Here is a 21,782-nt window from a genome sequence, read left to right as displayed (position 1 = left end):
ACGGTGCGGGACCTCCGTCGATCACCGGGTACGCGCGCCGTGCAGGGAGAATTCAATGCCCTTCCGGAGGAGTAAGAGTTGTGTATTGAATTGCCCTGTGATCGGTGCGGCCGGTGTGCCCGGGGCGGTTCTGGACTATCCGTTCACGACGATCACGGGATGGTGAACGACGGCGTCGAAGAGATATCCGTAGTCGTTGTGCGTGGTCCGGTCCGGCTGGACCGCGCCGGTCTCGTCGGTGGCCCGGGCGAGCAGGGTGTGCGGGCCGGCCTGCTGGGGGTTCCAGGTGATGTGCCAGCGGGTCCAGGCCGGCACGACGTGCGGGCCGCGCAGCTGGGCGCGGTGCCAGGTGGCGCCGCCGTCGAAGCTCACCTCCACCCCGGCGATCCGGCCGTTGCCCGACCAGGAGCGCCCGTGCAGCACGTGCGGCCGCCCGGCCGCCAGGGTGGCGTGCCAGGGCAGCTCGAAGGCGCTCCTGACCCCCTGGGCGGTCAGCGGGGGGCTGCCCTCGGGCGGGTAGGCGGCGCCGAACATCCGGTAGAACTCGGTGTTCCACGGCGAGGCCAGCGGTGAGGTGGAGACCTCGATGTCGCCCACCCACTTGATCGAGGCCAGGCCGATCCAGGAGGGGACGATCAGCCGCACCGGATGGCCGTGGTCGGGCGGGAGGGGCCGGTCGTTCATCTCGTAGGCGAGGATCACGTCCTTGAGCGCCTTGGACACCGGGATCGGGCGGCGCACCCGGCCGTGGTCGACCCCGTCGGCCACGTAGGGGGCGTCGAGTCCGCGCGGCATGACGTCGACGGCGTCAGGGGTGATCCCGGCGCGCTCCAGCACCGTGGCCAGCGGCACTCCGCGCCAGCGGGCCACCCCGATGCCGCCCAGCCGCCAGGGGGTGCCGGAGATCTCCTGGCCCTGCTGGGTGGCGAAGAAGCTCCGGCCGTTGCCCGCGCACTCGATCGCCGCGTCCCGCGTCACCGCGGGCAGCGCGAGCAGCTCCTCGTAGCCGAAGCTCCTGGGGTTGCGCAGCCCCGTGCCGTGCAGCTCCAGCCGCCAGGTCGCCGCGTCGATGATCGGGGTCGAGGTGTGGTTGCGCACGAAGAACCGGTCGTTGGAGACGTGGTAGCCGACGCCGCGCATCGCCTCCCAGCGCATCTCGGCGTTCGTCCCGTGCCCGATGAACGTCTCCGGCGGCAGCGGCTTGACGATCCCCGTGACGCCGCCGGCGGGGACCGGCTCCCCGTCGACGGCCGCGAGCCGGAGCCGGTCGCGCCCGCCCCGGGCGAGCTGCCCGGCGCGGGCGCGGTGGTGGACGGCCTCGTCGTTCAGGTCCTCGTACGGCATGCGGCGCCTCCCCTTCCCTTACATCTATTTCCTACCAAAAAACCATGCAATCTGCGAAGGGGGAGTGAGGATTATGTGACTGTCAGCGATTCAGAAAGGCTAGCAGCCGATCCAGCGGCCAAGTGTTGATCACGTCGTCGGCGGTCAGCCAGGCGCGCTGGGCGAGGCCGACGCCGAAGCGCTGGTTGTCCAGGTGGGGGACCGCGTGGGCGTCGCTGTCGATGGAGAACTTCACGCCGTGGTGGCGGGCCAGCCGTACGAGATCGGCGGGCAGGTCGGAGCGGTCGGGGAAGGAGTCGATCTCCATCGCGGTGCCGGTGCGGGCGGCGGCGCGGAACACCGCGTCCCAGTCGGCGTCGACCGGCGGGCGCCCGCCGATCTTGCGGGTGGTGGGGTGGCCGATGATGTGCACGTGCGGGTTCTCGCACGCGGCGATGAAACGGCGGGTCATCTCCTCGCGCGGCTGGCTGAAGTGCGAGTGCACGCTCGCCACGCACACGTCGAAGCCCGCCAGCACCTCCGCGGGCCAGTCGACCGAGCCGTCGGGGGCGATGTTGAGCTCCGAGCCGTGCAGCAGCCGCATGCCCGGGTGGTCTCCCTGGAGCCGGCGCAGCCGCTCGCGCTGCTCCAGGGCCTTGTCCAGGGTCATCCGCTGCATCGCCAGGTCGGGGGCGTGGTCGGTCACCGCGTAGTAGGAGTAGCCGCGCGCGCCGGCCGCCGCGACCATGTCCTCCAGCGAGGCGATGCCGTCGGTCAGGTCGGTGTGGGTGTGCAGGTCGCCCCGGAGGTCGCCGACGGTGACGAGCGCGGGCAGCTCGCCCCGGAGCGCGGCGGCGATCTCCCCGCCGTCCTCGCGCAGCGTCGGCGGGATCCACGGCATGCCGAGCGCCTGGTAGATGTCCTCCTCGTGCTCGGCCGCGATCACCCGGTCACCGTCGAACAGGCCGTATTCGGAGAGCTTCCAGCCCTTCTTCACCGCGATCTCGCGCAGGTGGACGTTGTGCTCCTTGGACCCGGTGAAATACTGCATCGCGGCGCCCCACGAGCCGGCCGGGACCACGCGCAGGTCCACCTGGAGGCCCTCGACGGTGCGGATCGAGGTCTTCTTCTCGCCCGAGGCGATGACCTCCGCGGTGTAGGGCATGGCCTTGAAGTCGTCCATCAGGGTCACCGGGCCGACGGCGAGGATGTCGATGTCGCCGATGGTGTCCTTCATCCGGCGCAGCGATCCGGCGTGGGCGATCCGCTCGGCGGCCAGCGAGGCGACGATCCGCTCGGCCAGGCGCATGGCCACGCCGGTGTGCACCCTGGCGCCGTCCCGCTCGAGCTGCTCGATCCCCTTGAGCAGGTTCTCCTCGGTCTTGGCGCCGAAGCCCTTCAGGCCCTTGAGTCGTCCCTGCCCGATGGCCTCGGCGAGGGCCTCGGGGGAGTCGATGCCGAGCTCCTGGTAGAGGAAGACCGCCTTCTTCGGCCCGAGCGAGGCGACCCGGGTCAGCCTCCGCACCCCGCCGGGGACCTTCCCACGCAGGTCGTCGAGCTGGCGGAAGCTCCCCCTTTCGAGGTATTCCTCGACCTTCTTGGCGATCGCCTCGCCCACCCCCGGCACGCTCCGCACGGCCGTGGCCGCGATGTCGTCGGGGAAGCCCGCGATCGCCTTGGCCGCCTTCTGGTAGCTGCGCACCCGGAAGGCGTCGCCGCCCGTCATCGCGAACAGCTCGGCGTATTCCTCCAGGGCGGCCGCCACAGCGTCATTAGCTCGTGCCATGGGGCTCAGCCTAGAAGATCGCACCGACGTTTTCCCGGCCGTCCCGCCGGGACGGCCGGGCTCACGCCGCCGCGCCCGGGTCCGGGCGCCGGCCGTCCCGCCGGGGGCCGTTGGACGTAGGCCGAAGGCCCGATGCCGGACGCGGGCCCCGGCCGTAACGTCGTAGGAGCAAGTCGTTTCCCAGACGTCACCAGGAGGTCCCGTGCCAGCGCAGCTCGACCACACGATCGTGCACAGCAGTGACCGTTCCGCCTCCGCCCGCTTCCTCACCGGGCTGCTCGGCGCGCCCGAGCCCCGGGCCTACGGGCCGTTCGCCGCCGTCCCGCTCGCCAACGGCGTGACCGTCGACTACGCGGACTCCATCGTCCGCGCCGACCGGATCGTCATGCAGCACCTGGCGTTCCTGGTCTCGGAGGAGGAGTTCGACGAGATCTACGCCCGCATCACCGAGCGCGGGCTGCCCCACTGGGGGGATCCGGGTCATACCGAGCCCCAGCAGATCAACCACCGTCACCGCGGCCGGGGCGTGTACGTCGACGACCCCGACGGCCACTCGCTCGAATTCCTCACCCACCCGTACGTCATGGACGAGTGAGCGCACCCGCCCTCCCGGGAGGGTCAAGCATCCGTTGGCGAACGCGGGGACAAGGCGGACGGACGGGCGGGTAGGGAAGGCCGGTGAAGGGCGAAAGCCACACGGAAACCTGGCAGGTCCTCCCTCCTCCGGCCACGGCGGAGGAGGCCCGGGCCGCGCCCGGCGGTCCCGGCGGCCCCGCGCCGCCGGGACGCATCCGGTCGCTCCGGCCGCCGGGTCACCGCTGAACGGATGTCGCATGGAAGAGACGGACGAGATCCGGGGGACGGCCCTCCCGCTGGAGGAGGCGGCCGACCTCGACCCCCTCATGGATCGCATCGGCGACGCCCGGTGCGTGCTGGCCGGCGAGGCCAGTCACGGAACCCACGAGTTCCACGCCTGGCGGGCGGCGCTGACCCGCCGGCTCGTCGAGGAGCGCGGCTTCTCCTTCGTGGCGGTGGAGGGAGACTGGCCGGACTGCTGGCAGGTCCACCGCTCGGTCACGCTGGCCGACGGCTCCCCGGAGGATCCGACGCAGGCCCTGGACGCCTACCACCGCTGGCCCACCTGGATGTGGGCCAACGCGGAGACCGCGCACTTCTGCCGGTGGCTGCGGGGGCACAACGCGCTCCGGCCGGCCGGGGAGCGGGTGGGCTTCTACGGCCTGGACGTCTACAGCCTGTGGGACTCCCTCCGGACCGTCGTCCTCTACCTGCACGAATACCACCCCGACTACGTGGAGACGGCGTTGGAGGCCTACCGCTGCTTCGAGCCTTGCGGCGAGGACCCCCAGACCTACGTCCGGAGCGTCCGGCTGGTGCCGGAGGGGTGCGAGCGGGAGGCGGTCGAACTGCTGTGCCGGGTACGGCACGCGCTGCCCGCCGAGGCCGCCGACCCGGTCGAGCGGCTCAACATCTGGCAGAACGCCGAGGTCGCGGCGGCCGCCGACCGCTACTACCGATCCATGATCAGCGGTGGGGCGGAGGCGTGGAACGTCCGCGACATCCACATGGCCGACACCCTGGAGCGGCTGCTGCACTTCCACGGCGACGGCGCGAAGGCGGTCGTGTGGGCGCACAACACCCACGTCGGCGACGCCAGGGCCACGGACATGGCGCGGGGCGGGATCGTCAACCTCGGCCGGCTCGCCAGGGAGCGGCACGGCGCGGACGGCGTCGTGCTGGTCGGCTCCGCCACCGCCCACGGCGAGGTGGTCGCCGCCCCGCGGTGGGGGGCGCCCATGGAGGTCATGCCGGTGCCCCCGCCGCCTCCGGACACCCTCGAAGGGCTGCTGGGCGGCGCCGGGACCGGCCCGGAGCAGCGCGCCCTGTTCGTCTTCGCCGACCGGCCGGACGCCCGCTGGCTGAGGGCCCGGCTGGGGCACCGCGCCATCGGCGTGGTCTACGACCCGGTACGGGAGTGGCGCAACTACGTGCCCGGCACGATGGGCGACCGTTACGACGCCCTGTGCTGGATCGCCAGGACCTCCGCGCTCCAGCCGTTGCACCTGGAGCGGGAGGGCCGGGGAGAGCTGGAGACCCTGCCCACCGGGGTGTGAGGCCGGAGCCGGACCCCGGCGTGGCGGTCCCTCAGCGCCCGGAGGCGGAGATCACCTCGGAGACCAGGCCCGGGGAGGTGATCCGCCGGGCGTACTCCGGCTGGCGCAGCTCGCCGCCCATGAACGGGTGGGGGTTGCGGTGGACGGCCGGGCTGGGTGCGTCCACGAGGGCGGCGAAGTGGATCTCCTTGACCCCCGTCGCCGCCACCACCCGGTCCACGTTGCGGGGCGTGATGCCGCCGCCGGGCATGATGATCAGATCGTCGCCCGCCCGCTCGACCAGGGACGCGATCAGCGGCGCGCCCTCCAGCGCGGTGGTGTCCTGGCCGGAGGTGAGCACCCGGTCGACGCCCAGCGAGGTGAGCGCGCCGAGGGCGGCGAACGGGTCGGCGGTCATGTCGAAGGCCCGGTGGAAGGTGACCGAGAGTCCCTCGGCCGCGCCGATGAGCCGCTTGGCCACCTCGACGTCCACCTCGCCCGCCGGAGTCAGCACCCCGATCACCACGCCGTGCGCGCCCGCCTCCCGGAAGGTGGCCACGTCGCGCTCCATGGCCGCGATCTCGTGCTCGTCGTAGATGAAGTCGCCGCCCCGGGGACGGATGATCACGTGGACGCGGATCGACGAGACCGCGGCGAGGGTCGTCTCGACGGTGCCGAGGGTCGGAGTGAGGCCGCCCTCGAAGAGCGCCGAGCACAGTTCGACCCGGTCGGCCCCGGCCTGCTCGGCCGCGAGCGCGCCCGCCGTGCTGTCGATGCAGATCTCGTAGGTGAGGCTCATTCTTCTTCCCCCAGAACATGGATCTCGCCGACCGGGACGCCCCCGCCCAGCACCGGAACACTCGCGAACTCCCCGGCCGTTGCGACGTCGCCGCCCGCCGCCCGGAGGGTGGCCAGCGCGATCGCCGTCGTGGCCCGCGGGCTGCCGTCGATGACCTTGACCGCCGCCGCGTGCCCGCTGGCGAGCGCGACGACGAGCACGCCCTCGGCCCCGCCCTTGGCCACCGCCCCGGGCAGCGCCCGCATCAGGGAGGTGTTGACGTGGCCGGTCCCGCCGACGTATTCGGGATGCTCGCGCATCGCGTCGGCGACCGCCCGCGGCGCCGTCCCGGGCGCGGCGAGGACCAGGGCCTGCACGGCCCGCGCCAGCCCGGTCAGCGACAGTCCGAACAGCGGCGCGCCGCACCCGTCGACGGCCACGTGGGCCGTCTCCTCTCCCGACAGCTCCTCCACGACGCTCCGGACCCGCCGCTGCACGGGGTGGCCGGCGTCGAGGTAGGAGTCGACGGCCCATCCCGAGGCCACGGACGCGGCGAGCATCGCGGCGTGCTTGCCCGAGCAGTTCATCCGCTCGCGCGAGGCCGCCAGGCCCTCGCGGATCAGACCGTGCCGGGTGCTCTCGTCCTCCGGCCAGTCGGCGGGGCAGCCGAGGGCCTCGAAGCCCAGCCCCGCCTCGCCGAGCATCTCGGCGACCAGCCGTACGTGGAAATCCTCACCCGTGTGGCTGCCGGCGGCGATGGCCAGGCGCGGGCCGTGCAGGTCGGCGCCGGACAGCAGGCACGCCAGTGCCTGGAACGGCTTGGCCGACGAGCGCGGCAGCACCGGGGCGCCGACCAGGCCGCGGGCGACGGCGGTGCCGCCGTCGGGCGCGAGGCCGACCGCGCTGCCGAAGTGCACGCTTTCGGAGAATCCCGAACGCACCACCTCGGCGAGCGGGACGAAGCCGGAGGCTCCCCCGGCGGGCGGGACGGGTTCAGGCACGGGAGAGTCTCCTTCGCGGTTGGCGGGCTCGCGGTTGGCGGGCTTCGAGGGTGCGGGCGAGTTTGGACAGCGACGCGTTGACCACCAGGTAGACCAGCGCGACGACGATGTAGGTCTGGATGAGCAGGCCGTTGTAGGTCGCCAGGACCTTGCCGCTGTAGAGCAGCTCGGCGTAGCTGACCACGAAGCCCAGCGAGGTGTCCTTCAGCAGGCCGACCGACTGGCTGACGATCGAGGGCAGCACGCGCCGGGCCGCCTGCGGGAGCACGATCATGCGCATGGTCTGGCCGTGGGTGAGCCCGACGGCCAGGCCCGCCTCGCTCTGACCGCGCTCGACGGACAGGATCCCGGCCCGGAAGATCTCCGCGAACGCCGCCGCGTTCGACACCGCCAGCGGCACCACGAGCTTCCAGAACAGCGGCAGGTCCAGCCCGTAGCGGGGCAGCGCGAACAGCACGACGTAGACCAGCAGCAGCGCCGGGACGGTCCGCACGACCTCCACGTACGTGGCGGAGGGCACGCGCACCCACCGGCGCCGCGACAGCCGTCCGAGGGCCAGCGCCAGCCCGGCGGCCATCGCGAGCACGGCCGAGACGACCGCCGCCAGCACGGTGGACCACAGTCCGTCGAGCAGGTAGCGCCACATCGGCCACGTCGCGTACGGCTGCCAGCGGTCGGCGTCGAGCTGGCCGTTGGCGGCGAACTGGCGTATGGCCAGCGCCAGCAGGGCGAGCACCGCGACCGCCCCCACCACGGTCGCGATCCGGATCCTGCGGCGGGCGCGCGGCCCGGGCTCGTCGAAGAGCAGGCTGCTCATCGGACCATCACCAGCCGTCGTTCGAGCCGCCCGGTGACGAACCCGGCACAGGCGGCGATCAGCGCGTAGGCCAGGCCCGCCCCGACGAAGATCGGGATGGGCTGGGCCTCCATGAGGTTCACCCGGTTGGCCGCGGCGGTCAGGTCGACCACGCCGACCGCGGCCGCGAGCGAGGTGTTCATCGTCAGCGCGATGAAGACGTTGCCCAGCGGCTGGATCACCGTGCGCAGCGCCTGCGGCAGGATCACGTGGCGCAGGGACTGGCCGAAGGTCAGCCCGAGCGCGCGGGCCGCCTCGCCCTGCCCGGCGGAGACGGCGTTGACGCCGGAGCGCAGCGCCTCGGCGATGTACGCGGCCTCGTAGAGCGCGATGACCACGATGGCCGTCTCCAGCAGGCCGGCCTTGATCCCGATCTCCGGCAGGCCGAAGACGGCCAGCACCAGCAGCACCAGGAGGGGCAGGTTCTGGAAGGTCTCCACGTAGGCCGTGCCGATCCCGCGCAGCACGCCGACCGGGCTGACCCGCATGGCCGTGATCACGAGCCCCATGACCGCGGCGCCGGCGAACGACGCCGCGGTCAGCTGGAGGGTCACGATCAGTCCCTGCCAGAACTCGGGCAGGTGATCCAGGATCGCCGACATCAGGAGCCCGGCACCGAGCCGATCTGCGGCGGGGCGGGAGCCTCGCCCTGCACGACCGTGCCGATGGAGTTCTTCCAGGTCTGCTGCCAGAGACCGGCGGCCTGGGTCTTCTTCAGCCAGTCGTTGACGAACTTCTTGAACTGGTCGTCACCGTGCTTGAGGCCGATGCCGTACGGGTCGGTCGTGAAGGGCTGGCCGACGACCTGGATCGAGGGGTCCTTCTGGGCGTTGGCGATCAGGAGCGTCTCGTCCTGGACATAGGCGTCGCCGCGTTCCTGCTTGAGCGCCTGCATGCACTCGGGGTCGCTGCCGAAGGTCACGATCTTCGCCTGCGGCGCGAGCTTCTTGATCGCCGGGATGGCCGGGGTGTTGGCCCCGGCGATGACGGTCTTGCCGTTGAGGTCCTCCGGCTTGGCGATGCCCGAGGTGCCCTTCCGGACCGCGAGGGTCAGGCCGGAGGAGTAGTACGGCCCGGCGAAGGCGACCTGCTCGGCCCGTTCCGGCGTGATCGTGTAGGTCTGGAAGACGACGTCGACGGTGCCGTTGCTCAGCAGCGCCTCACGGGTCTCCGACGCCGAGTTGACGATCTTCACCTTGGGCTCGCCGATGATGTACTTGGCGAGAGCCTTGCCCATGTCCGCGTCGAACCCCTCGACCTCGCCGGTCGTCGGGTTCTGCTGCGACAGCAGCGGGGCGTCGAGCGACCCGCCGACGATCAGCTCGCCGCGCTGCTTGATCTTCTCCATCGTGGAGCCGGGCAGGATGTCGGCGGCGGCCGCCACCGGCGCCTTGGCGAGCAGATCACCGCCCTTGGCCTCGCCCGGCACCGCCGGGCTGCCCGAATCCGTGCCGGAACAGGCCGAGAGGCCGATCATCGACACGGCGGCGACAGCGGCCATCCGCTTCATGGACACCATCGGGCCCACCATCCTTTGCGATCAGTGAGTGAGTACCTTGGCCAGGAAGTCCCTGGCCCGGTCGGTCTGGGGAGCTTCGAAGAAGGCGTTCGGCTCGGCCGTCTCGACGATCTGGCCGCCGTCCATGAACACCACGCGGTCGGCGGCCCGGCGGGCGAAGCCCATCTCGTGGGTGACCACGACCATGGTCATGCCGTCGGCGGCGAGCTGGACCATCACGTCCAGGACCTCGCCGACCATCTCGGGGTCGAGCGCCGAGGTGGGCTCGTCGAAGAGCATCACCTTGGGCCGCATGGCGAGCGCGCGGGCGATGGCCGCCCGCTGCTGCTGGCCGCCCGACAACTGCGCGGGGAGCTTGCCGGCCTGCTCGGCGATGCCGACGCGCGCCAGCAGCTCCCGCGCGGTCCGCTCCGCCTCGGCACGGCTGACGCCGCGCACCTTCACCGGGGCGAGCATGACGTTCTCCAGCACGGTCTTGTGCTGGAAGAGGTTGAACGACTGGAAGACCATGCCGACGTCGGCCCGGAGCCTGGCCAGCTCGCGGCCCTCGACCGGGGCGGGGACGCCGTCGATGAGGATGTCGCCCGAGCCCGCGCTCTCCAGCCGGTTCAGGCAGCGACACAGCGTGGACTTGCCCGACCCGGAGGGGCCGATCACCACGACGACCTCGCCCTGCGCCACCTCAAGGTCGATGTCGCGCAGCACGTGATGATCGCCGAACCATTTGTTCAGCCCTTGCACCTGAATCATTGCCGTCTTCCTTCGAAATCGAAGATAAAGCGGAACGTAATGGATGATTCCGGCTGAAGTCAACACGTTGCCGTAGTAAGTACAGACGTGGTATTCCTCTGTCCATGTCAGGCAAAGAGAGGTTGCTCGTGCGGGGAGCCCAGGGCGATCTCATGCGTCTCGTCGCCACCGGCCACGCCGAGTCGCGCGCCGAGCTGGCCCGCCTCTCCGGCCTGGCGGCGTCAAGCGTCTCCCTGCGCGTGGAGGAGCTGATCGGGGCCGGGCTGCTCGTGGAGGAGGGGTCGGGCACCTCTCGCGGCGGACGGCGGCCACGGCGGCTGCGGGTCAGTCCCACCGCCGGGCTGCTCGCGGTGGCCGACCTCGGAGCCCACCACGTCCGGCTCGGCCTGCTCGACCTCAGCGGCACCCCCCTGGTCGTCGAGGAGCGTCCCTGCGACATCGCGCTGGGCCCGGAGGCGACCCTCGACTGGATGGCGGCCTCCTTCGACGAGCTGCTGCTGGCCCACGGCCCGCCCGGCGTCCCCCTGCGCGGGATCGCCACCGGCATCCCCGGGCCCGTGGACCCCGCCAGCGGCCGCGTGGTGTCCCCCTCACGCATGCCCGGCTGGAACAGCTTCCCCGTCGCCGAGCATCTCGGCGCGCACTACGACCTGCCGGTGCTCGTCGAGAACGACGCCAACCTCCTGGCCGTCGGCGAGGCCCGAGCCTGGCCCGGCTGCGACAATCTCATGGTGCTCAAAGCCGGCAGCGGCATAGGGTGCGGCGTGATCGTCGACGGCCGCCTGCACCGGGGCAGGGGCGCGGCCGGCGACATCAGCCACGTCCGGGTCAGCTCCGACTCCTCCGTCGTGTGCTCCTGCGGTCACTCCGACTGCCTGGAGGCATACGCGAGCGGGGCGGCGCTGATGGGCGCCCTGACCGAGCAGGGCATCGCCGTACGGCGGCCCGCCGACGTCGTCGCGGCCGTCAACGACGGCGTGCCCGAGGCCACCGCGCTGGTCAGGAACGCCGGCCGCCTCATCGGCGAGGTGCTCACCGTCCTGGTGAACTTCCTCAACCCCGACGCCATCGTGGTCGGCGGCAGCCTGTCCACGGCCGAGCCGCTGATCGCGTCGATCCGGGCCGCGGTCTACGAGCGCTGCCTGCCGCTGGCCACCCGCGACCTGGAGATCGCCGTCACCCGCTCGGGTCCCGACGCGGCGCTGCTCGGCGCCGGCTCCCTGCTCCTGGACACCGTCCTGGGCTGAGCGGGCGGGCCCGCCGGGCCACACGGGCCCCGGCCGACCCGCGCCGGAGAACCGGCGCGGGTGGTGGCCCCCTCCGAGCCTGCCAGTGGGGCTTGAGCACCTACCGGGTCATCGCCGAGTTGCAGTTGCTGTTGGCCTGCTGGGCCGGGGTCTGCCCCATCTGCCGCCGCGCGTTACCCGGACACGCCCAGCCTGTCCCCGCCTAACCAAGCACTACTAGGCGATGACTGGTGGCGGACCCATGTCCGCGTGGTGGGCGAAGCCGTGATCCATGCCGAAACCGGTGCCCGGCTGATCGGGGCCGGTGCCGAGGGCGAGGTCCGTTTCCGGCAGGTCGCTGGAGTTCTGCCCACCGAAGTCCGTGCCCGGCAGATGACCGTGGGGTGTGCCGTCGCCGGTGTGGTGGCCGGTGCCGCCGACGTGGGGGTCGCCGAAGTCCGTACCTGGCAGCGTTCCCGTCGAAGGCCCCTTCGACGGGAACGCGTCGTCGCTCGCCCCGGGCCGGAGGTCTCCATGGTGCTCGGTCGAGACCGTTGGCTTGTGCGCGGGGGTGGTGTGGGAGTCACTGGAACCTGGACCCCCGTGTGACTCCAGGACGCGGGGTGCCAACGACTGTGGATCGTCGATTCCGTTGTGCGACTGGACCTGGTCCAACTCGCTCTGCGCGATTCCTGGCCGGTGCGCCGCGTCCGCGGGTACGCCGCCGTCCAGCCCGGGTTGCGCGTGGTGCGGCCTGATCTGCCACTCCTCGCGAGCACCCGCGTCGAAGAGGATCGGCTGCTCGGGGGTGCCGCCGGCGGCCGGCGTGTGTGGTGCGGACGCCGCGGGTGCGGGCGTGGCGTGGTCTGCGGGCTCCTGCGGAAGGCCGGCTTCGTGGTGCGGCGCTTTGGGCTGCGGCGCCAGGTCCGTCTTGTGAGCCTCGTGGGAGGCCGAGTGTTCCGTCATGGTGAAGGGCGGGGAGTAGTGTTCGGCCGCCTGGTGGTCGGCCAGGGTTTGCGACGCGGTGTGTGGCGCGTGCTCCTGGCCCATCGGCGTCTTGCCGGGATGTTCGGCCGGCTGGTGTTCGGTTGTCGTGTGCTTGTCAGAGCCCGAAGCCATCGTCGCCACTCCGTTCTGGTCTGAGGTGGGAGGCCGGAGGTCAGGTCCACGGCCCTCGGATCGGCAGGCGTTCGGAGGGGATGCGGGATTCGAGGTAGCGGCCGATCTTCTTGACCAGCGCCGGAGTTCCGACGCCGGACATTTCGATCCGGGTGACGGACGACGCCCCGTTGTCGTTGTAGCGGATCCCCAGCGACGCGGTGTGCGTGAAGTAGCTGCCGAGGGTGCGCAGATAGCTGGGCGACTCAACAATCTGGTAATACCAGATGAATTGGACGGTGCGCCGGATAAGTCCTCTCCTTACCTCGACGCCGTATTCGTAGACGTCCGATCCATTGATCCAGGAATTCAGGAGAGCGCCCGGAATCCCGATGACCACTATGATCAGGATGAAGGTCGTGCCACAGACGGAGAGCAGCGTGTCCAGGGACGGCAGGGCCAGCGCGTCCCCGAGGTTGCCGAAGATCCGCACCGGTGGGCGGAAATATCCGGTGACGATCCCGCCCACGGCGACGAGCAGCGCTGCCGCCCCCGCGACCCGAGGTGCCCCGAACAGGATGCCGGCGACGACGAAGAGCGGCACACCGGGCAGGTCGCCGACCAGTGCGGCCACCAGCAGGACCGCGGCCACCGTGGACAGGAGCGCCTTGCCCAGCATGGCGGGGGCGAGGTGTCTGGCCTGGAGCCGGAGCGCGTCCTTCAGTTCGCCGCGGTCGACGGCGTGGCGGCTGTCCACCCGGGTGCGCAGCGGCGGCGGAACCTCCTCGCTTGAGGGGAAGGTGTGGCTCAGGTCGGTGGAGCTGCCGGGAGCGGTGCCCGAAGGCGGCTGCTCGCACTGACGCAGTCTCGCGCGCGCATCAGAGAACTCGGCGAACTCCAGGACGCGCCGGTAGGCGTCCGTGGCTCCGGCTCGGTCGCCTGCCGCCTGCAGGATGCGGCCCAGGCGGTAGGCCGCCTCGTGATGCTCGGGCACGGCGGCCAGCACGCGGCGCAGGTGGGGGACGGCGTCGGCGGCGCGTCCCAGGTCGGTCAGGCACACGACGAGCGCGTAACGCGCGGCGGTGTGGTCCGGGTCGCGGCGGAGAATGCCTTCCAGGAGTGTCAGTGCCTCCTGCGGCAGTCCCTTGCGACGTAATTCGCTCGCTTGCTCGTAGGCTATTCGGGCATCCTGATCGGATTTTTCCGATGGCTCCGATAAAGGGTCCGTGTCTGCGGTGTCTGCTTCTCGCACGCCCCATTTTCGAGCTACGTGAACCGCTTTGCCAAGCGATGATTCCAAACAGTGACCAGTCGAATCCGCCAGGTGAATTATCAGTATATTTCATGATAATTGGGCGTCCTTGCGCCAGGCTGGGACGGTCGATCAGGGTAGAAGCTCCCCAGGCCGACGCGGGCCACAGCGAGGGCGACGGCGAGGCCGAAGCCTCCGGTCGAGCAGGCAGCCGACCAGGAGGCCGGGCGGGGTCGCCTTGGGCGTGCGCAGGAGCAGCCGGGAGCGGCGGCCTCTGGACCGGTTCCGCGCGGTACTGCGCGCGGAGGCGGCGGGCTGGAGGTCGTGCGGGGCGTACTCATGTAGGGGGCGGCCCACATAGGCCAAAACCCACATTCGATCTTGCTGGGCTGCTGGCGTACCGGATGACGCACCCGAGTCGCGCGGCGGCCGTTCCGGTGGACCCGCAGGCTGCCGACACCTGACGGCGGCCATCGCTGTGACCACAAACGTTTCCCGGGTTGCCTGGCACGCTGACTTCGGCCCGCAGGTTCGTGGACCAAGGGTCAGGCTTATCGAATGCACCACGCACCCGTGCCACCCGACTACACCACCAGGCATGGGTACATCAGTCGATGCGGCGGTTGGCGCGCGCTCGCCACAGCACCTGCCGCGCCTCCTTGCTGGAGAGACGGGTCAGCCCCTGTACGGCCCAGTACCGGAAAGCCTCGTCCTCGTCGTTGACGAGCTCGCTCAGCAACGGCAACGCCGACGGGGATTTCGCCTCCCCGATCAGTTCCAGCAGCCAGCAGCGGAGCCCGTGGTCCTCAGGCTCAGCGCGGAACTCCGCAATGAGTTCTTCGACATGTTCGACAACGTGTGATCGAAGCAAGGAGAAGCCGTCTTCCCTTTTCTGCGGATCAGCACAGCGCATCAGCCGCATGGCTTCTCCGAACCGCTCTGTCACCCGACCAAGGCTAATCAACCCGGTGAATGTCCGTGGTCACAGCACCAGGGTGCATCCCGTGATCTTTGGCGCCGATCTGGTGTAGATCATCCGTGTGGATGAGGAGCGTCTGAAACGTCATGATCTAACGGATGAGGAGTGGGCGCGGCCAGGGCCACTGCTGCCGGTGAGCACGGGCTGGGGTGCGCGGTGGAAGGACCACCGCACGGTGATAAATGGAATCTTCTGGCGGACCTGGACCGGCTCGCCGTTGCGGGACCTGCCGGACGGTTATGGGCCCTGGAAGACCGTATACAGCCGGCATCGCCGCTGGTCATTGGATGGGACGTGGGAACGGATCCTGGATGGGCTGCGTGCGGGATGCGACGAGGCGGAAGGCGAGGACTGGACGGTCAGCGTGGACTCCACCGTGGCGCGCGCACCAGCACGCGGCCGGGGCGCGGCACGCCCCGGCCGCCGACATCCCCTTAAGGGGCCCGCGAAGATCACAAACCGGTGACGTCGGGCCGCGAGGCGCTCGGCCGGTCGCGCGGCGGGCTGTTCACCAAGATTCACCTGGTCGCCGACCGGCGATGCCGTCCCATCGCCCGGCTCACCTCGCCAGGTCGGCATGCCGACTGCCCGCGGTTCATCCCGTTGATGGACTCCATCCGTATCCGGCGCCGCGGCCTGGGCCGGCCCCGCACGCGGCCGGCGCGAGCGATGGCCGACAAGGTCTGCTCCTCTCGCGCCAACCGCCGTTACCTGCGTCGGTTGAACGCCGAGGGCCTGGACGGGCTCTGCGACCGGCCCGGGTCCGGCCACAGATCGCGGATCACCCAGACCGAGCGATCGCGGATCATCGCGCTGGTCAAGACGGTCGTCGGCCTGTACACCGACCCGCCGCCCGGCGCGGTCGTCGTCTGCGCCGACGAGCTGGGGCCGGTAGTTCCGCGCACTTTCCCGCCCGCGCCCGCCTGGTCCGCTGACGGCCACCGGGTCAAGGTCCCGTTGGAGTACTTTCGCGGCCCTGACAAGACCTGGGTATACGGCGCGCTTCGTGTTGCGGACGGCGCTGCGGTCACGATGACCGTCCCGTCCCGCAACAGCGTCTTCTACCAGCGATTTCTGCAGCAGGTCGAAGAGGCCAATCCCGGCGAGGGCGACATCTTCATGATCGCCGACAACCTGTCCAGCCATGACAGTCTGGCCACCCGGACCTGGCTGGCCGACCATCCGCGTATCCGGCATGCGTTCATCCCGGTCGGCGCCTACTGGCTCAACCTGCAGGAAGCCTGGTGGCGGATCTTCCGCCACCAGGCTCTGGCCGGAGTGTCTTTCGCTGATGGCAAGGACATCGACCAGGCCACCTGTATCGCCACCACCCAGCTCAACCAGCGGGCCGAACCCCGGGGCTGGGGACGGCCACCGCCGGTCCCCATGCCCCTACGCCGCCAGTTCACCTACAGCATCTGAGGAACCCAGCACTAGTCGCCTTTGCTTTTTCTCTCCGTCCACAGCTCGTACGTACCGTCCCCCGGGAGCACCCAAATTTCCTCGTCAGGCCGGGTAATCGTCCGTAGCAGGGTCGCCTTGCCGGTCGCCTTCGAGACCCGGTAGATAGCCACCCCCGTCTTGGTCCTCGATCGGACGATCACGTGTCCCGCCTGGTCGAAGTCGAGGTCTTCGATGTACTGCCCGCGCGGCAACCGCACGGTCACCGTTCCGGTCGCGCGGCCGGTACGCAGGTTGAGCAGGCGCAGCTTGCGATACTTGCCGTACGTGCCGACAGGCGTCGCCGCCGTGACGTAGTCATTCGCCAGCGCCCTCGGCGACAGCCGCGTCTTCAGCCGCATCCGGGCACGCAACCCTCGGTCGAACACCGTCAACCGTTCCCCTTCCAGCAACAACCGCTTGCTGTCCGGGCTGAATCCGCGGAAGCCCCACTCATCCGTCTCTCCGCCAGGCTCCAACACCTTGCCTTTCCGCAGGTCCGCGAAGACTCCCAGCCCCGGCCCCGAGGTCCCCGTGACCACGTAACTGCCGTCGTCCGACACCCACGGCCACTCCTCGCCGATCGTGTCCGCAGTGAACTGCCGTGACACAACCCTTTCCTTGCTGTTCAGAGTCCGCTCGACGAACCGCCCATCCGATTTCCGGAAGTAAAGAAAATGCCGCCCATCCCCACTGACCAGGAACGGCGCCCGGGCACCGGCATTGACCGCATTCTTAGGCGCCTTGGCGAGCGCCTCCGGCACCTCCACCACGTCTCCGTTGGTGAGCACCAGTTCCCAGGTCTGTGTCAGCTGCGCGTACGCGATCGTGACCGGTGTGGCAGCCGCCGCAGGCTGTCCGATCAGTGTTACGGCGGCGAGGAGGAATGTCGCGAGAGTTGTACGCAATCTCATGCTTCATGAGATGCCAGAAGTCATCGGAATGTTGCCGGTTTCTTTCCGAGGTCCGAGAGCTTCAGGCCTCCATGGCCAGGTTCCAACGGTTCTTCCGACTGATGTCGGCCAGCAGTCCTCGCACATACTGAGGGTGGAAGCTGGACGTTACGGCGGTTCGAGGGCGAGCCCGGTCTCATCGACGACGACGATCGCCCTGCCCGTGCGATCGTGTCCGGTGACCACGCGGCGGATCTGCTGGTGCATTGTCATGTCTCCTTCTCGGTGGGGTTCGGAGAGTTGGCGCCGGTGGTGACGATGGCCGGCGCGCGTGCCATGAGCTCAGCGGGATCCGGTCCGCCTCCCTCGTCCGCCCAGCCGGTCAGGGCAGTGGTCGCGGCGGCCAGGCACGCGCCGGCGGCCACGTTCAGCCGGAACTCCTCACACTGGGGAAGTCAGTCCAGCGCGGCCGCCTTGCGCAGCAGCACTGAGCGTTCGCGCTGGTTGGCGCAGAGCCGGGCGGCCAGCTCCAGTTCGGCGCGCGCCTCCGGTCGCCGGCCGAGGCGGGCCAGCAGCTCCCCGCGTACGGTCGGAACCAGATGCGAACCGGGGAGCCGGTCCAAGGCGATCAGCTCGTCCACGATGGCCAGGGCCTGCGCCGGACCCGAGGCCATGGCCACGGCAACGGCCCGGTTGAGCTCGACCACCGGCGAGGGCGCGACCCGGCCGAGCGCCTCGTAGAGCAGCACGATCCGGTCCCAGTCGGTCGCCTCGACCGAGGGCGCCGACGCGTGGGCGGCGGCGATCGCGGCCTGCAGGCCGTAGGGGCCGAGGCCGCGGGTCGACGCCCTGGCCAGCGCGGCCAGCCCCCGGCGGATCGCCGGGAAGTCCCACAGCCGCCGGTCCTGGTCCTCGAGCAGGACCGGCGTGCCGTCCGGGCCGGTCCGGGCCGGGAAGCGCGCGGCCGTCAGCTCGCACAACGCGAGCAGGCCGTGCACCTCCGGCTCGTCGGGCTGCAGCGCGGCCAGCGTGCGGGCCAGCCGGATCGCCTCGTACGCGACGTCGGGGCGCAGCAGCCGGTCGCCCGACGTGGCCGTCGACCCCTCGGTGAAGATCACGTAGAGGACGCTGAGCACGCCGCCCAGCCGTTCCCGGCGCTTGCCGGCCGACGGCAGCTCGAACGGCACCCCGGCCGCCGCGATCGTCTTCTTGCCCCGGGTGATGCGGGCCTGCACGGTCGGCACGGGTACCAGGAACGCGCGGGCGATCTCCTCGCTGGACAGGCCGCCGACCACGCGCAGGGTCAGCGCCACCCGGGCCTCGCGGGAGAGCACCGGGTGGCAGCTGACGAACATCAGCGCCAGGACGTCGTCGTCGATCTTGTCGGGGTCGATTTCCTGGTCGACCGCGGGGTCGGCCGCCAGTAGGGCGTATCGGTCCTGGAAGGCGGTCCGGCGGCGGATCGCGTCGATCGCCCGCCGCCGCGCCGTGGCCATCAGCCAGCCGGCCGGATTGGCCGGAGCGGCACGCGGCCACGACACCAGCGCCTCAGCCACCGCCTCCTGGGCCGCGTCCTCGGCCAGCCCGAAATCGCCGGTGAACCGGGTCAGCGCGGCGACGATCCGGGCCGACTCGATCCGCCAGACGGCCTCGACGTCGGCCGTACCCATCAGATCCGGCCGTTGCTCTCGCTGCCCTGCGGGACCTCGTCGGCCTCGGCCACCCGCCGGACCTCGATCTTGGACCCGCGGACCGCCGGGACCCGCTTGGCCCACTCGACCGCCTCCTGTTCCGTGGCGACATCGAGCAGGAAGTAGCCACCGAACAGTTCCTTGGTCTCGCCGTACGGCCCGTCAGTGACCACCGGGGCCTCGCCACTGAAGTCGACCACGACGCCCCGGCCCGGATCGTCCAGCCCTTCGGCCGCGAGGAGGACATCGGCCTTGATCATCTCCTCGATGAACCGGCCGGTCGCGGCCATCGCCTCGTCGATCGAAGCCATCATGGCCGCGTTCGTCTCATCGGTGCCCCGCATGATCAGCATGTACTTCGGCATCGCGTTCTCCTCATCCGGCGGGGCCGCCTCTCGACCCTCGCACCCACACGTCGAACGAGCGGCCCGCGGATCGACACGGCCCCGGAGAAATCTCGCCGCGACGCAGCCGATCCCGGCCCCGGCCCCGCCTCCGGGGAGGATCGGACCGGATTTTGGCGCTATAGAGACGACCTTGACGACGATTCGGTGACGACGGCTGGTTGCCCTGGTCGAGCGCCCTGGCGTGCCTGCTCGCGCCTGTGGATCTCCTCTCATTTCTGAGAATCGCTTGGGCCCTCAGACCTTGCAGTTGTCCGCGGTCAGAGCGGAGCCAACGGGACAGTCGTCGATCGCCCGGACGATCGCTGGGCCATCAGCTTTTGATTCAGCTCCTCATCCGACGTCGAAGGGGGGCAGCTCAGCCAGGTTCAGAATGGCTGCCGGCGGGAAGTCCGGCCACGAACTCGGCGGGTCTTGGTCCAGGTTGCGCAGGTGCTTGTCGATGAAGCGCTGGGCATTGCGCAACACTCCGACTGTAGTGGCGGCATCGATGGCGCAGTCCTGCAGTGCGTCAGCAAGCTCGTCGAGATCCAGTACCTCGTAGCGCCGGCTGACCGGGGGCACGACGATGTCCACGTAGAGGTCGTGAACCAGCAGCCGCTTCGGGCCCGCTTCCTCCAGTTCGACCAGGTCGATGTACCAACCGCCTTCGAGCGCGTCGACGAAGGTGACGGGCTTCCGGATCTGTATGCCTTCGCCCGCGATGACAGAGCAGCGATCGATCGTGGGTCGGCCGGGAACCCGCCACGGAGGAAGGGTCTTGACAGCGTAGGCCACGATGTTGTCGCCGGTTCGGACACCGGAACACCATCAGCTCAAAGGCCTGGCCACGAGCGTGCAGACCCACAAGACTTCCCCGTGCCGAACAACCGCGGACAGGGGCGCATTGTCTGCGACAGCGGGGGTCTCGTCCTGGGAGAACACCTCGCCTCGGCACCGGTGACTCCCGCTGCTTATCTGCGACAGCGGTTCGGGAGGCCCCTTGCGGCGGCGGTGCACCGGCTCAACGCCAGCGAGAACGCATCCCGCCTCGGCGCGGCCGCGGCCACCATCAACGCCCGCCTGGACGCCCTCGTTCGGCGTGCGCCTGGCGGCGCGAGCAGGGCTGGCTGCCCGGTGACCCGCTGCGCCGTACCCGCCGCCGCTCGCGCACGAGACCAAGGGCCACGCCCCGCACTGCCGCGTGCTGTTCACCGTCTACGAGCTGGAGCGGCTGGGACGCGACGCCGCCGAGCTCACCGCGCCGGCGGATGCGGTCACAAGGAGGCCGCTCTGCGGGCCGGGAGAGCCGGCGCGCGGGACCGGGCCGGGCGCGTCAGTGGGCGACGGCCCGCGGGCGGTACGGCTCGGCGAGGAAGGCGAGCTCCTTGTCCGTCAGGGCCAGGTCCACCGCGGCGACGGCGTCGTCGACGTGCCTGTCCTTCGTCGCGCCGACGATCGGGGCCGACACCCCCGGCTGCCGGAGCACCCAGGACAGCGCCACCTGGGCCGGGGGGACCTGGCGCTCCCGGGCCACCTGGGCGACCCGGTCGAGGATCTGGCGGTCGTTGTCGGCGTCGGTGTAGAGGGCGCCGATGCGCTCGTCGCTCCCGGCGCGGGTGGTGGCCTCCTCCGAGCCGGCCCGGGCGAGCACGCCGCGGGCCAGCGGGCTCCACGGGATCAGGCCCACGCCCTGGTCGGCGCAGAGCGGGTTCATCTCCCGCTCCTCCTCGCGGTAGAGCAGGTTGTAGTGGTTCTGCATGGTGACGAACTTGGTCCAGCCGTTGACCTCGGCCACGTGCTGGGCCTTGGCGAACTGCCAGGCGCTCATCGAGGAGGCGCCGAGGTAACGGGCCTTGCCCGCGCGGACCACGTCGTGCAGGGCCAGCATGGTCTCCTCGATCGGCGTCTCGGGGTCCCAGCGATGGATCTGGTAGAGGTCCACGTGGTCGGTGCCGAGACGGCGCAGCGAGTTGTCGATGGCGGAGTGGATGTGCTTGCGGGACAGGCCGCGGTCGTTGAGACCCCTGCCCATCGGGAAGAAGACCTTGGTGGCCAGCACATAGTCGTCCCGGTCGGAGAAGATCCTGCGGAGCAGGCGGCCGGTGACCTCCTCGCTGCTGCCGGCGGAATACACGTCGGCGGTGTCGAAGAACGTGACCCCGGCGTCGGCCGCGCGGCGCACGATCGGCTCCGCCGTGGCCTCGTCGAGGACCCACTCGCTCCACTTGGCGGGGTCGCCGTAGCTCATCATGCCGAGGCAGACCCTTGACACCTTCATGCCGGTGGAACCCAGGCGCACGTATTCCATGGCGGAACCTCCTGATCATCGCTGTCAAGGCTCAGCCTACGGCCGGCGATTCGAGTCACGAATTCATCTTCATCCCGGCGACGCATCGCCACGGCTCGCGGATCGCCCGGAAACGATCATTGGGAGGGGCGGTCGGTCTTGTGGCTTCCGCCGAAAGCGTCCCTCAGTCAAGGTTGCTCAGCTCTCGATACGCCTCGCGGAGCTCTGCGCCTTGGGAACATCGCGCGCTTCGATCATCACCGAATACGTCGACGGCTATTTACAACGTTGAATGCAACGTTGTACAAACGGCTGGTAATGGAGATCGCCCAGGCTGGATGCCCGATGTGAGCGTCGGCGAGAGGCGAACCCTAGCGAGAGGGATCCGAATGCGCGCCAGAATCGT

General features: G+C 70.4%; 22 protein-coding genes. 5 read left to right on the top strand and 17 right to left on the bottom strand.

Annotated elements, in window-relative coordinates; all coding sequences use genetic code 11:
* Positions 1–135: 135 nt before the first annotated feature.
* Together ACZ6R6_RS16375 and polX are read right to left on the bottom strand one after the other, a co-directional pair.
* Entirely contained in the window at positions 136–1,344 is a 1,209-nt protein-coding gene (locus ACZ6R6_RS16375; RefSeq protein WP_470094033.1) for a sulfite oxidase, read from the bottom strand.
* An 82-nt stretch (positions 1,345–1,426) separates the two neighbouring features.
* The gene (gene polX, locus ACZ6R6_RS16370; RefSeq protein WP_470094031.1) at positions 1,427–3,109 is read right to left on the bottom strand and encodes a DNA polymerase/3'-5' exonuclease PolX; all 1,683 of its coding nucleotides are present in this window, start codon (positions 3,107–3,109) and stop codon (positions 1,427–1,429) included.
* Positions 3,110–3,311: 202 nt separating this feature from the next.
* On the opposite strand from polX, the gene ACZ6R6_RS16365 reads away from it, so the two are divergent.
* Complete coding sequence (locus tag ACZ6R6_RS16365; protein ID WP_470094029.1) at positions 3,312–3,704, top strand: VOC family protein; 393 nt, start codon at positions 3,312–3,314, stop codon at positions 3,702–3,704.
* 238 nt (positions 3,705–3,942) lie between these two features.
* Positions 3,943–5,241: an erythromycin esterase family protein gene (locus ACZ6R6_RS16360; RefSeq protein WP_470094027.1), complete on the top strand. Its 1,299-nt coding sequence runs from the start codon at positions 3,943–3,945 to the stop codon at positions 5,239–5,241.
* Between the two features lie 31 nt (positions 5,242–5,272).
* Here ACZ6R6_RS16360 and ACZ6R6_RS16355 read toward each other — a convergent pair whose 3' ends face one another.
* Genes ACZ6R6_RS16355 through ACZ6R6_RS16330 form a run of 6 tightly spaced genes read right to left on the bottom strand, consistent with a single transcriptional unit; the run spans position 5,273 to position 10,124 of the window.
* Entirely contained in the window at positions 5,273–6,019 is a 747-nt protein-coding gene (locus tag ACZ6R6_RS16355; RefSeq protein ID WP_470094025.1) for a copper homeostasis protein CutC, read from the bottom strand.
* Positions 6,016–6,999: an asparaginase gene (locus ACZ6R6_RS16350; protein ID WP_470094023.1), complete on the bottom strand. Its 984-nt coding sequence runs from the start codon at positions 6,997–6,999 to the stop codon at positions 6,016–6,018. The genes ACZ6R6_RS16355 and ACZ6R6_RS16350 overlap by 4 nt, the downstream gene beginning before the upstream one ends.
* Positions 6,992–7,816 carry an amino acid ABC transporter permease gene (locus ACZ6R6_RS16345; RefSeq protein WP_470094021.1) on the bottom strand — a complete coding sequence of 275 codons (825 nt, stop codon included), beginning with the start codon at positions 7,814–7,816 and terminating at the stop codon, positions 6,992–6,994. Before ACZ6R6_RS16345 ends, ACZ6R6_RS16350 begins: the two co-directional genes overlap by 8 nt.
* Complete coding sequence (locus tag ACZ6R6_RS16340; RefSeq protein WP_470094019.1) at positions 7,813–8,457, bottom strand: amino acid ABC transporter permease; 645 nt, start codon at positions 8,455–8,457, stop codon at positions 7,813–7,815. The genes ACZ6R6_RS16345 and ACZ6R6_RS16340 overlap by 4 nt, the downstream gene beginning before the upstream one ends.
* Positions 8,457–9,374 carry a glutamate ABC transporter substrate-binding protein gene (locus ACZ6R6_RS16335; protein WP_306868351.1) on the bottom strand — a complete coding sequence of 306 codons (918 nt, stop codon included), beginning with the start codon at positions 9,372–9,374 and terminating at the stop codon, positions 8,457–8,459. Before ACZ6R6_RS16335 ends, ACZ6R6_RS16340 begins: the two co-directional genes overlap by 1 nt.
* A gap of 21 nt (positions 9,375–9,395) precedes the next feature.
* Complete coding sequence (locus tag ACZ6R6_RS16330; RefSeq protein WP_470094017.1) at positions 9,396–10,124, bottom strand: amino acid ABC transporter ATP-binding protein; 729 nt, start codon at positions 10,122–10,124, stop codon at positions 9,396–9,398.
* Positions 10,125–10,228: 104 nt separating this feature from the next.
* Here ACZ6R6_RS16330 and ACZ6R6_RS16325 point away from each other — a divergent pair, with 104 nt between their 5' ends.
* The gene (locus ACZ6R6_RS16325; protein WP_470094015.1) at positions 10,229–11,371 is read left to right on the top strand and encodes an ROK family protein; all 1,143 of its coding nucleotides are present in this window, start codon (positions 10,229–10,231) and stop codon (positions 11,369–11,371) included.
* A gap of 216 nt (positions 11,372–11,587) precedes the next feature.
* On the opposite strand, the gene ACZ6R6_RS16320 is transcribed toward ACZ6R6_RS16325, so the two are convergent.
* The 3 genes from ACZ6R6_RS16320 to ACZ6R6_RS16310 all read right to left on the bottom strand — a co-directional run bounded on the left by ACZ6R6_RS16320 (position 11,588) and on the right by ACZ6R6_RS16310 (position 14,646).
* Positions 11,588–12,469 (bottom strand): hypothetical protein, encoded by an 882-nt coding sequence (locus tag ACZ6R6_RS16320; RefSeq protein WP_470094013.1) that lies wholly within the window; start codon positions 12,467–12,469, stop codon positions 11,588–11,590.
* 40 nt (positions 12,470–12,509) lie between these two features.
* Positions 12,510–13,700 (bottom strand): tetratricopeptide repeat protein, encoded by a 1,191-nt coding sequence (locus ACZ6R6_RS16315; protein WP_470094066.1) that lies wholly within the window; start codon positions 13,698–13,700, stop codon positions 12,510–12,512.
* A 607-nt stretch (positions 13,701–14,307) separates the two neighbouring features.
* The gene (locus tag ACZ6R6_RS16310; RefSeq protein WP_470094011.1) at positions 14,308–14,646 is read right to left on the bottom strand and encodes a HEAT repeat domain-containing protein; all 339 of its coding nucleotides are present in this window, start codon (positions 14,644–14,646) and stop codon (positions 14,308–14,310) included.
* A gap of 94 nt (positions 14,647–14,740) precedes the next feature.
* Between ACZ6R6_RS16310 and ACZ6R6_RS16305 the strand changes: the two genes are divergently transcribed.
* On the top strand, positions 14,741–15,145 hold the full coding sequence (locus ACZ6R6_RS16305; RefSeq protein ID WP_470094009.1) for a transposase: 405 nt from the start codon (positions 14,741–14,743) through the stop codon (positions 15,143–15,145).
* The gene (locus ACZ6R6_RS16300; RefSeq protein WP_470094007.1) at positions 15,142–16,101 is read left to right on the top strand and encodes a transposase; all 960 of its coding nucleotides are present in this window, start codon (positions 15,142–15,144) and stop codon (positions 16,099–16,101) included. Before ACZ6R6_RS16305 ends, ACZ6R6_RS16300 begins: the two co-directional genes overlap by 4 nt.
* Positions 16,102–16,112: 11 nt before the next feature.
* Here ACZ6R6_RS16300 and ACZ6R6_RS16295 read toward each other — a convergent pair whose 3' ends face one another.
* The 6 genes from ACZ6R6_RS16295 to ACZ6R6_RS16270 form a co-directional block, all read right to left on the bottom strand.
* Positions 16,113–17,033 (bottom strand): hypothetical protein, encoded by a 921-nt coding sequence (locus tag ACZ6R6_RS16295; protein ID WP_470094005.1) that lies wholly within the window; start codon positions 17,031–17,033, stop codon positions 16,113–16,115.
* 248 nt (positions 17,034–17,281) lie between these two features.
* Positions 17,282–17,437, bottom strand: a complete 156-nt coding sequence (locus ACZ6R6_RS16290; RefSeq protein WP_470094004.1) for a hypothetical protein — start codon at positions 17,435–17,437, stop codon at positions 17,282–17,284.
* Positions 17,438–17,467: 30 nt separating this feature from the next.
* A complete protein-coding gene (locus ACZ6R6_RS16285) occupies positions 17,468–18,682 on the bottom strand; it encodes an RNA polymerase sigma factor (RefSeq protein WP_470094002.1) in 1,215 nt (404 codons plus the stop codon).
* On the bottom strand, positions 18,682–19,068 hold the full coding sequence (locus ACZ6R6_RS16280) for a YciI family protein (RefSeq protein WP_470094000.1): 387 nt from the start codon (positions 19,066–19,068) through the stop codon (positions 18,682–18,684). Before ACZ6R6_RS16280 ends, ACZ6R6_RS16285 begins: the two co-directional genes overlap by 1 nt.
* A gap of 372 nt (positions 19,069–19,440) precedes the next feature.
* Positions 19,441–19,884: a DUF402 domain-containing protein gene (locus ACZ6R6_RS16275; RefSeq protein WP_470093998.1), complete on the bottom strand. Its 444-nt coding sequence runs from the start codon at positions 19,882–19,884 to the stop codon at positions 19,441–19,443.
* A gap of 538 nt (positions 19,885–20,422) precedes the next feature.
* Positions 20,423–21,397 (bottom strand): aldo/keto reductase, encoded by a 975-nt coding sequence (locus ACZ6R6_RS16270; protein WP_470093996.1) that lies wholly within the window; start codon positions 21,395–21,397, stop codon positions 20,423–20,425.
* Positions 21,398–21,782: the final 385 nt, after the last annotated feature.

The sequence above is a fragment of the Streptosporangium sp. NPDC048886 genome (genome assembly GCF_055586905.1).
This window is presented reverse-complemented; position numbering and strand designations above follow the sequence as displayed.